This is a genomic window from Nitratidesulfovibrio oxamicus, assembly GCF_015731765.1.
GTDB classification, from domain to species: Bacteria; Desulfobacterota; Desulfovibrionia; order Desulfovibrionales; family Desulfovibrionaceae; genus Cupidesulfovibrio; species Cupidesulfovibrio oxamicus.
The window spans coordinates 1-4497 of record NZ_VRYY01000202.1 but is presented as its reverse complement, the minus strand read 5'-3'; the positions used below and the strand labels follow the sequence as shown (position 1 = coordinate 4497).

Genomic DNA, 4497 nt, shown 5'->3' with positions numbered 1-4497 from the left:
CGTGCGCGACCCGTCCCGCCGCGCCGAACATCCGGCCCTGTCCGGCGACCTGCCCAGCCCCATCGCCCCGCCGCCCGGCTGTCCCTTTCACCCGCGCTGCCCGCAGGTCATGGACGTGTGCCGCCGTCAGGTGCCCGGCTGGCATGTTGTGGCCGAGGGGCAGCATGCTCGCTGCCACCTGCACGCGCCGGAACTGCCGTCACGGGCGACCGGGTAGCGGCGACGACACGCGTTGCGTCGGGCTGCATCCTGTCCGGTGACGCCCCTTCCCCACTGCTTGTGAAAAAACGGACTTGACGAGCGGCCCTGCCGTCACCATAGTGCGGGTGCCCCGCCGCGCGCCGCGCCACGATCCGATTTCGTGCGGCCCGGCGCGATTGGGGGCCATCGAAGACCACGAACCCCGCCCCGGCAATCCGGAGCAGGGGTGAACACGCCAAGGAGTGTCCATGTCCGCGGAATTCGTCAACGCCATCCATGCCGTCAGCGAAGTGCTGATGTTCGAAAACTGGCTGCGCTTCTATTTCATCACCGAAGAAGGCGAAAAGCTGTTCATCCGCGTGCCGGAAACGGCGGAAAAGCGCATTCGCGAGGAATATCCCCACCTGTTCGGCCTGCTGGAACTGCTGAACAACAAGGAGATCACCTACGAAACCTCGCGCGACGCGGTGTGCAGCTTCGTGGCGTCCGACGTGGACGGTTCGCGCATGAAGGCGGGCAGCTCCGAGAAGGTCTTCGACAGCAGCCTGTTCCAGTTCGAGATGCAGCTGTTCAACATCTGGGTGCAGTCGCACGAGGAACAGCTGGACAAGAATTTCCTCGACCTGCGCAAGTGGCAGGATCTGTACGCGGAATGGAAGCGTTCGGACAAGGTCAAGGAATACATGAACGAGTTGAAGGACGCCTCCACCCGCACCGCGCCCGACTGCGATTCCGTGCAGTAGGTATCGGAGTTGGTCGTTTTTTCGGCATCCATCTGTTCTTGTTGAAGATCACGATACCCAAACCGATACGTTTGCGGGATGGGGGTCGGGGGAAGGGGGCTTTGCGGCAGCCGTTGGGCGAGCGCGTGGCGCGAGTCTTGCGGATGGCGGCCGCAGCGAGCAAAGCCCCCTTCCCCCCGTTCGTTTTACACGCCCAGTGTGTCCAGCGCGGTTTCAATCTCGGTTCGGGCCGCCAGCGGGGCCAGCCAGCGTTCGGGCATCCAGCCAAGGCCATGCCGCGCGCCGAATAGCATTCCCACTGCCAGGCCGCGCGCGCACGAATCGCCCCCGGCCATGACGTTGTCCACGAGGCCGGTTTCCGGGTCGGCCTCATGCTTCAGGGCAATGTGCACCACCCCCAGGAAAGCCCCCTGCATGCCGCACGACTGCCCGAAGCGGGCGATGGCGGCGGGGGTGTCCTCTGACAGGGACATGTCGGCGAAGGCCAGCCAGTCTTCGGCGGGCAAGGCCGCGTAGCGGGCCGTGGCGGCATGGTCGAGGGCGCCGCGCATGTCCGTCCCGCGCAGCAGGGCGGCAGCGGCGCGGGCCATGAACTCCGCGCCGTCGGCTATGACCGGGCTGCCGTGGGTCATCAGGGTCTGGGCCCGCGCGGCGTTGACCAGCCCTTCCTCGTCTTTGGGATCTGGCCCCAGGATCGCCAGCAGCGGAGCCATGCGGGCAGCCCCGGCAAAGTCGTTGGTGGCGGCCCCGGTCTGTTCGGGCGCACGCCCGGCGGCAAAGTTGGCCAGCGCTTCGCGGCTGGCCTTGTCCATGTAGCCGGTGTAGCCGCCCTCCATCAGGCCGCGCCAGCGCCCGGCGAAATCGGACAGGTCGAAGGCCCCCTTGCCCGCCACCGAACGGAGCAGCAGCAGGGTCTGGTCGCCGTAGTGCGACTGGTCGCCCGCGCCCTTGCCGGAATGGTAATCGTTGAGGGTGGGGGGCAGCAGATCGGTCACCCGGCCCAACTGGCGCACGATGCGCCCCTGATCGTATTCCCAGTGCGCCCCCAGCGACAGTGCATCCGCCGCCAGCGACGCCAGAATGGCGCTGCGTATCCTGCTCATGTTCCACCTCGGGAGTTGCGGCCCGCGGCGGCGGGCCGGTGAGCGACACCTTGCCAGACTATACGACACGATGCGCGTCAGGGCCAGTGGCGGCGGCAACCGGACGCGCCCGTGGATGCGGGCCGCAGATGCGGGGCGGCGACTGCGACCGCAGGTGGAAGGAGGCGGCGCAAAAAACGAAACGCACGGGGTGCACCGTGCGTTTCGTGGCCCGCTCGGGATGGGGGCCAAATCATGCGTGGGGGGGGGAGGGGCCGGGGAGGCCCTTTCGGGCCTCCCCGGTGCCGGAAACCGCTCGCCCGGTTTGCCGGCGGGGGCAGAGGAGGTCAGCTAGCTGAAGCTGACGGTGGGGATGTCCAGGATGGACGGGGATGCCGGGGATATGCGCTGCGCTTCCCGCCAGAGGGCCGCCAGGGCCACGACGGCTTCCCTGTCTTCTTCGGGAAGGGCATCGATAAGGGCATCCAGGGGAGGAGGGGTTGCCGCTGCGTTGCGGCAAGTTTCCGGAGTGTGCATGTCTGTTGCGGCTCCTTGTTCCGTTACGCCACAAGCTAAGCAGGGACCGTGCCAAACATGTTTGGTGTGCGTGTACGGTGTGTTATGGATTTTTTGCCGATGGGGTGCGGCGGCACTGGTGCAAACGGCGGCACAGGACTGGTGCAGCATGCTGCACATTTGCACAAGTCAGGCCCGCATGGTCGTGGGTTGCGGTTGGGTGCTTGTCGTTTGGGGGGCGGGTGGCGTACCACGGTGCCGGAGGTGCACATGACCCGTTTCGGTTCCGATGCTACCGCCCGGCCCGGCCCGTGCATGGAACTCTTCGGCTGCTGCGGCGACGAGTTGCCCACCCTGCGCGACCTGTCGCAGCAGGCGGTGGCCCATGCGCTGGCGTGCGCGCTGGCCGATGTTACGGCCCATGCTCCGCCCGGTGCCGTGACGGATGACGCGTCCAGTGGCGCGTCTGGAGCCGTGACTGGTAATGGCCCTTGGCCCGTGGCCGTGGACGGCACGGCGGGCAACGGACACGATACGCTGTTTCTGGCCCGGCTGGTTGGGGCGCGCGGGCTGGTGCACGCCTTTGACGTGCAGCCCAGGGCGCTGGCCCGCACGGCAGAGCGGCTGGCGTCAGCGGGGCTGGAAGAGCGGGTGGTGCTGCATGGTCGGGGGCACGAGGAACTGGCGGCGGCGCTGGTCGCGCCCCGGGCCGCCCCCCTGTCCATGCCGGTGGGTGAGGGCGCATGGCCCCCCCGCGTCACGACGGCCATGTTCAATCTGGGCTTTCTGCCCGGCAGCGACCGCAGCGTGACTACCCGGTCGGAGACCACCCTGGCGGCGCTGAAGGCCTTGCTGCCGCTGATGGCGCCGGGCGGGGTGATTTCACTGCACGTCTACGCCGGGCACCCCGGCGGCGCGGACGAGGCCGCCGCGTTGGACCGCCATCTTGCCGAACTGGATTGGGACCGCTGGCAGGTGGCCCGCTACGAATTCGCCAACAAACCCCGCAACCCGGAGCGGTTGCTGCTGGTGCTGCGGCTGCCCGACCCGGCATAGCCTTCGACATCCTGAAACCTGCGTTGCCGCGCCGCCCATGCTGGCCGTAGCACGGGGCTGGTGGGGAGCCACTGGTCTTCCGGCCACGTTCAGGTCACGGGCCACCGGCCCTTGAGGCCGCCCGGATCATCCGGATCATCCGGATCATCCGGACCATCCGGGACCATCCGGGACCATCCGGGACCGTGGGCCGCACGGCGACACCAACATACCCGCGAGCAGATTGCCATGACCACCGATGCGTTAGTGTTTCCCGATCCTTCCGACGACGACCTGTGGGCGGCCGTGCGCGCCGACCTGGAAACCCGTTTTCCCGGTCGCTACGACGAGGCCGCCGTGCGCCGCGCCTTCGAGGCGGTGTGCGCGGGCGAGGACGATTATCTGCCCTTGCGCGCCCTGCTCAAGAAGGTGCGCATGGCCTGCATGTGGACCCGCCCCAGCCTGGACGGACGGGCGGAAGGCGAGGAATAGCCCTCGGGATCGCTCCGTTCCGGGTGCCGACGCAGCGCGCATGCACGGGGGGGCTGCGGAAACGCAGGCCTGTGTCTGCCCGCCGCATTCCCTCCGCCGTATTCAGGGCAGCAGGGGATGGCGGAACAGCGGGTGCGCGGCGTGGCGGTCCAGCAGGGCGGCCAGCCGGTCACGCTGGGTCGGAGACAGTCCGGCGTGGAATTCCACGAAGGCATCACGCGCATGGGCGTAGGCCTGTTCGGCCAGTTGGCGCTTGTCCGAGAACAGTTGGTCCAGCGCGTCCGGGGCCATGTCCCCGTCGCGGATGGCCGCGTGCAGGCGCTGGCGCAAGGCCGCATTGTGGCGGCGCAGTTCGTCCAGGGTGCGCTCGTGAGCGTCCAGGCGCCGGGCCAGTTGCCGCGCCTCGTCCGGCGCAAGCTCCAGTTCGC

7 protein-coding genes are annotated in these 4497 nt (G+C 68.3%); 4 read left to right on the top strand and 3 right to left on the bottom strand.

The window, feature by feature from the left end:
* Positions 1–217, top strand: a 217-nt coding sequence (locus FVW20_RS08190) for an oligopeptide/dipeptide ABC transporter ATP-binding protein (protein WP_372434975.1), incomplete at its 5' end; no start/stop codon positions are given.
* 232 nt (positions 218–449) lie between these two features.
* Positions 450–944 (top strand): hypothetical protein, encoded by a 495-nt coding sequence (locus tag FVW20_RS08185; protein ID WP_196609029.1) that lies wholly within the window; start codon positions 450–452, stop codon positions 942–944.
* Positions 945–1129: 185 nt separating this feature from the next.
* On the opposite strand, the gene FVW20_RS08180 is transcribed toward FVW20_RS08185, so the two are convergent.
* Positions 1130–2047 (bottom strand): ADP-ribosylglycohydrolase family protein, encoded by a 918-nt coding sequence (locus tag FVW20_RS08180; RefSeq protein ID WP_196609028.1) that lies wholly within the window; start codon positions 2045–2047, stop codon positions 1130–1132.
* Positions 2048–2377: 330 nt separating this feature from the next.
* Positions 2378–2563, bottom strand: a complete 186-nt coding sequence (locus tag FVW20_RS08175) for a hypothetical protein (protein ID WP_196609027.1) — start codon at positions 2561–2563, stop codon at positions 2378–2380.
* A 249-nt stretch (positions 2564–2812) separates the two neighbouring features.
* On the opposite strand from FVW20_RS08175, the gene mnmM reads away from it, so the two are divergent.
* Positions 2813–3598: a tRNA 5-(aminomethyl)-2-thiouridylate-methyltransferase MnmM gene (mnmM, locus tag FVW20_RS08170; protein WP_196609026.1), complete on the top strand. Its 786-nt coding sequence runs from the start codon at positions 2813–2815 to the stop codon at positions 3596–3598.
* Positions 3599–3826: 228 nt separating this feature from the next.
* Positions 3827–4069, top strand: a complete 243-nt coding sequence (locus tag FVW20_RS08165) for a hypothetical protein (RefSeq protein ID WP_196609025.1) — start codon at positions 3827–3829, stop codon at positions 4067–4069.
* A gap of 102 nt (positions 4070–4171) precedes the next feature.
* Here the strand turns inward: FVW20_RS08165 and FVW20_RS08160 are convergent.
* Positions 4172–4497: periplasmic heavy metal sensor (locus FVW20_RS08160; RefSeq protein ID WP_196609024.1), on the bottom strand; the 326-nt coding region annotated here is incomplete at its 5' end.